General features: G+C 50.3%; 6 protein-coding genes and 1 pseudogene. All 7 read right to left on the bottom strand.

The annotated features are described in order from the left end of the window. Positions 1-155: 155 nt before the first annotated feature. Positions 156-464, bottom strand: a complete 309-nt coding sequence (locus OCV63_RS10500) for a hypothetical protein (RefSeq protein ID WP_015528507.1) — start codon at positions 462-464, stop codon at positions 156-158. After that, entirely contained in the window at positions 461-1,315 is an 855-nt protein-coding gene (locus tag OCV63_RS10495) for a nucleotidyl transferase AbiEii/AbiGii toxin family protein (RefSeq protein WP_055200201.1), read from the bottom strand. The genes OCV63_RS10500 and OCV63_RS10495 overlap by 4 nt, the downstream gene beginning before the upstream one ends. Beyond that, positions 1,312-1,857: a type IV toxin-antitoxin system AbiEi family antitoxin domain-containing protein gene (locus tag OCV63_RS10490; RefSeq protein WP_227097388.1), complete on the bottom strand. Its 546-nt coding sequence runs from the start codon at positions 1,855-1,857 to the stop codon at positions 1,312-1,314. Before OCV63_RS10490 ends, OCV63_RS10495 begins: the two co-directional genes overlap by 4 nt. Before the next feature lie 158 nt (positions 1,858-2,015). Further along, positions 2,016-2,327: a CD1845 family protein gene (locus OCV63_RS10485; RefSeq protein WP_082420115.1), complete on the bottom strand. Its 312-nt coding sequence runs from the start codon at positions 2,325-2,327 to the stop codon at positions 2,016-2,018. Positions 2,328-2,482: 155 nt separating this feature from the next. Continuing rightward, positions 2,483-2,827 carry a plasmid mobilization protein gene (locus OCV63_RS10480; protein WP_055200200.1) on the bottom strand — a complete coding sequence of 115 codons (345 nt, stop codon included), beginning with the start codon at positions 2,825-2,827 and terminating at the stop codon, positions 2,483-2,485. Continuing rightward, positions 2,824-3,630, bottom strand: a complete 807-nt coding sequence (locus OCV63_RS10475) for a DUF3848 domain-containing protein (RefSeq protein WP_055200198.1) — start codon at positions 3,628-3,630, stop codon at positions 2,824-2,826. The genes OCV63_RS10480 and OCV63_RS10475 overlap by 4 nt, the downstream gene beginning before the upstream one ends. A gap of 1 nt (position 3,631) precedes the next feature. Beyond that, positions 3,632-4,528, bottom strand: a pseudogene (locus OCV63_RS10470) (SNF2-related protein); the annotation flags it as partial.

Genomic DNA, 4,528 nt, shown 5'->3' with positions numbered 1-4,528 from the left:
GTCTTTTGCGGATTTGCCACATAATCAATAATATCGCTGATTGCTCGGCTCTCAGTGCGCCCCTTTCCGATATGCAGGGGCATGATGCGTGTGGTTGCCATAGAAGGGCCTCCTTTCTAAAAAAGAAACGGCCTGCATGGTGCAGACCGCTTTTGCTATTCTATAAAATCGTCCTCGATGTCCTCTAACCGCTTCGGAGGAAACCTCATCTCGTATTGTTCTTTTGCCAGTGCACGAACTTCCGGGCGCTTATCTTTCATTCGGTTTTTCAACCAGGAAATCTGCTCCTTTGATAACCGCCAAGGGAGATTCAGTAAGCGGTTTACCGTCATTTGCTCCGCTTGTTTCTCCGGCGATAAAGAAGCACAGGATTTACAGATGTGCGCCGCATGACCTTTGCCGGAAAATTTTTCGTTAGCCTTATATTCTCCGCAGACTTTACAATAATGTCCATGCTTCTTCATAGGCTCGATTCCTTTTCACAGAGCGCATATAAACTGCGAACCGCCCTCATGATGATGTTCCACTCCAGATCTGCCGCATAGGAAAACTTCCTGCGGTAAGATTCCCAAAGTTTCTGCATCACAGGACTGCTTTCCACTTCATTCAAAACATCCATAGCTTCTGCAAGATGCCGTTCGGTTCCGCGTTTTTTGGCAGTTGCCAACAGTGCATCATAGAGCGTCTGCCGGTTCAATGTGTTCCCGTGGAGCTGATCCAGAATATAAATGTCATAGAAATCTCTCATGCGGGTGTTGGTGGTGGTTCTGGTGATGATTGTTTCCAGCTTTTCAGCCAGAACGGTTTCCAGATTGTATGCCCAAATGTCAATGGAGCGATCTTCCAGCATCAGCTTGAAAGAGTAGCGTACCTCCCTGGGGGTAATGGCATCCCCTGTGGAAATGTCAATCTTCAAAGGTGTCACCACACCGTCAAAGGTTGTAGTCATGCTGACCCGAATCCCAGGATACTCCGCTTCATCCATAATCTCTGAAATGCTTTTCAGCTGAAATTTGACGCCATCATCAATCGGCACACTCACGATAGCAGAAATCAGGTTCTCGATGTCCTCTACATTAACATTGGCTCCTTTTACAGTAGCGTCCAAGTCCATCGTGGAACGGGCATCCAGTCCAACCATTGCCGCTACCAGCATCCCGCCTTTCAGAATAAATTTATCACGATATTCAGAAAGGGAAATACGCTCCAGAAAACGCTCCATCATATAGTTTCGCATTAAAAGCTGTGCATCCGCAGATTTTTCTCTGGAAAGATTGCGAATCAAATCTTTAAGCTGCCTTGCTGTCTTTATCATAAAAGCACCTCCAAATACTGCCGTAAAATTTTTTCAACCCGGAACATACCGGCATACCGCATCAAAGTCCGCAGATCCTTGTCCTTTCTTCTGGCATACATCTTCAGCGCACCTTGAAAAGTCTGTATTTCCATGCTGCTTCGGCTGCGGAGCAGATCGCAGATGGTGCGCTCCATATCATAGACAGGAACCGTATGCCCAAAAGGTGTTTGGCCAGTTGTCAGCCCTACCTCATATAGTTCTGGTTTGATGGTGTAAACAGAAAGGCCCTCTGCCTTTAAGCGAGTGGTGCTGTACCCTCTGCGCACCGTGATAGCGTATGGAGATGGTTCCCGGTCTGTCAAGTCATGGAAAAATAGCGCTGATTCATGGGAAAATACTGCCTGACCACATCGCAGATGTAACAGAAACATCGCATCAATCCAGGTGTCCTCGGAGACATAAATTCCGTGAGCAACCTGCTGAAGATTTTTCTCTTTGACATATTCATAAAAAATGGGTTTTACAATTCCGCTGGCGATTACCTGTGCGGTTTGCAGCATCCCATCATGCTCGGTCAGAAGTCTGTCTAATTGCTCAAACCGTTCTGATTTGGTCACATCCATCACTTCCTTTCGTGCTACTATTATACACGGATGTAGCACAGAAGTAAATACAGCAATTTAACAGACACTGTCTGGCATTTTTGTGACCGCACATTTTATCCATAAACCAAATCCTGAATGGTAAACTTCAAGTTCTGCACCTTGCCCAGCAGCCAGATGGCAGCCATCGGCAGACCATAGGGACTAATAAGGAATGCCATCACCAGCAGGATAATACCGTTTTGCAGGGAACAGGTCAGCAGGACCGCCACACCCAACAGTGCAACCATCATGCTGATAAGCCCCAGCACCAGACCGGAAACATAGACGATCCCCACACAAATCCAAACGAACAGGGTCAGTGTCAGAATTACCGGAGCTACCAAAATCTTCAACAACAGTTTTAACAAAAACACCAATGCCCTCATTGTTATGCCTCCTCCCAAAATCACAGTTCCTGTTCCTGATTCCATTATCCCTGTCTTACAGCCAAAAGGCAAGGATACGGGCAAAAAGAAAAAGCGGAGGAAGGCGCGGCGAAGAAACGCCGTTCCTCCCTCCGCAGATGGGGTATTTGTCCCGGTTACGAAAGTTTGGAGAGTTGTGTCAGTATCTCTTTAACTCCCTCCCATAACTGTTCCTGCCGCTGGGATATATCCTCCAAATCGGCATCATAAATCCGCCCGGTCTCATGCACCTTGCGGGTCAGCTGGTTTAAGTTGTTGCTGCTCCGGCGCAGCAGGGCTACCAGTTCCTTCAGTTCCGGCAAATCCAGCTGCACCACATAGCCGTCCACAGCCATTTTCCGCAGATAGGCGCTCAGGTTTTTTGTCCCAAACTGTGCCATTTTCTGCTGAATCAACTCCATTTCATCAGCGGATACCCAAAACAGAACCGGCACATCCCGCTTGCGCTTGGGGCTGCTCATCGCTCCGGCTCCTGTTTCTTCGGGGCGGCAGGCTTATGGGCAGGTGGTTCCTGTTTGAGCTTTTGCAGGACAGAACTTTTCTGCTGTTCCTGCATGGTTTTTCTGGCCTGCCTGGTAAACAGATCGGTCAGACCGGGATTGACCCCATCCACAACCAGATAGGCGCAGTGGCGGGAAGCGCCGCTGTCCTCCGGCATGGGAATGGTTTTTGCCCAGGCTTTATTGTCCTGAGAGATACGCCCGTCATGGTTCTTGTGCTGGATGGTGTTTGCAAGAATGAACTGTACCCGTTCCGCCCCGAACTTTTCCAGCACATCTTTGACCGCCGCCTCCGTATCCAGCCGGTTCTCTGCATAGTGGGCGCTGATGGTCTGCTCAATGGCTTCTTTGCAGGCGCTGTTCGCCTGATACGAACGGTTATATTGTGCCATCTCTCCATGCTCGGACGCATAGGCGGCAGAATGGGGGTAGAGAGGGGCAGTTCGTAATTCTTCCTGCGCCCTGCACACATCATCGGCACGGTTCTCAATGCTGTCCCGGATCACATCCATGTAGCCGGTTTCCAGCTTTTCAAAATAACGGTACACATCAGCCAGCGGCGAGGGGGAATCCAAAAGCGCCTGTGCCTGTGTGTCGGTCAGCTCCAGCTGCTCCATCGCCATCACGATGTCCTCCCGCACCGTGTACTCATAGGTGTGGTGCAGGATTTCTTCCGGGGGCTGGCTTTTCAACCAGTCCCTATATTTTTCCTGCTCAGTGGCCATCTTTTCATAAAGGGCCGTATTCAGATTATTGGTATTCATGTTATCGCACCTCCTCATGCTGTTTTGGTTTCTTGTCTGTACTGCGGGGCGTCACCGGGCGCTTCAGGCTGTCCAGCACCGAAGTCCGTGTGCTTTTGGCAACAACAGCCTCGGCGTGCGCCTGTCCCTTTCCGTCGATGTTCAGCAAAGTATCCAGCTCCACCAAACGGGCATTTTTGCTTCGCAGTTCTTCTTCATAAAGGAATGGCTTTCCGACTTCCTCCTTTGCGGCAGCCTGCTGCTGATAGAGGTTATCCAGCTGGGCCTTTGCCGCCTCCAGACGCTGGGGCATCAGGGCGAGGGCATTGTCGATACGGGTAAGATTTCCGCGAGGGTCTGTACCAAGGGTTGCCCGGTGGGTCATCTGTCCTTTCAGCAGGAGCGTATACTCCTGTTTCCAAGCGGAAAATTCCACGGATATGGCATAGCCCCGGTAGCTGCCGATCTGCACCAGATCGGAGGTTTTGACCTCCTTGCAGGCATCCAAAAGGGCTGCGCCGGCGTTCTCCTTATCGGTCAGCAGATCGCCACGGATTTCCATACCAGCAAAACCGTCCTCCGGGTGCGGGTGCGCTGCCAAAACCTCCAGATCGGATTCAAAGCCCTTGATAAAGCCTTTGTGCTTTTCAATCTCCTCCGGGAAGTATTTGAGCAACTGGTCCTCCAGACGATATTGCTTGCTCTGGTGGTCGGCTTTCATCAGCTTCAGGCGGGATACCTCCACATCCAAATCCATACGCTCCTTGATGCGGGGATCTCCGGCGCACAGGGCTTTGATCTCGGCAAAGGAAAGCGCCGTTTCGTCCACATCATCGCAGGAACGCACCGGCGATTTAGAAGTCATGATCTGACTGATGAATTTTTGCTTATTCTCCACCGTCTGCCAGAGGTATGCGTC

This window comes from Laedolimicola ammoniilytica, from assembly GCF_025567165.1.
Lineage (GTDB): Bacteria > Bacillota > Clostridia > Lachnospirales > Lachnospiraceae > Laedolimicola > Laedolimicola ammoniilytica.
This window is presented reverse-complemented; position numbering and strand designations above follow the sequence as displayed.

Bases quoted from the DNA above. Each gene is read 5' to 3' on its own strand.
- OCV63_RS10500 (WP_015528507.1), bottom strand. From the start codon at position 464: ATGAAGAAGCATGGACATTATTGTAAAGTCTGCGGAGAATATAAGGCT.
- OCV63_RS10495 (WP_055200201.1), bottom strand. From the start codon at position 1,315: ATGATAAAGACAGCAAGGCAGCTTAAAGATTTGATTCGCAATCTTTCC.
- OCV63_RS10490 (WP_227097388.1), bottom strand. From the start codon at position 1,857: ATGCTGCAAACCGCACAGGTAATCGCCAGCGGAATTGTAAAACCCATT.
- OCV63_RS10485 (WP_082420115.1), bottom strand. From the start codon at position 2,327: ATGAGGGCATTGGTGTTTTTGTTAAAACTGTTGTTGAAGATTTTGGTA.
- OCV63_RS10480 (WP_055200200.1), bottom strand. From the start codon at position 2,827: ATGAGCAGCCCCAAGCGCAAGCGGGATGTGCCGGTTCTGTTTTGGGTA.
- OCV63_RS10475 (WP_055200198.1), bottom strand. From the start codon at position 3,630: ATGAATACCAATAATCTGAATACGGCCCTTTATGAAAAGATGGCCACT.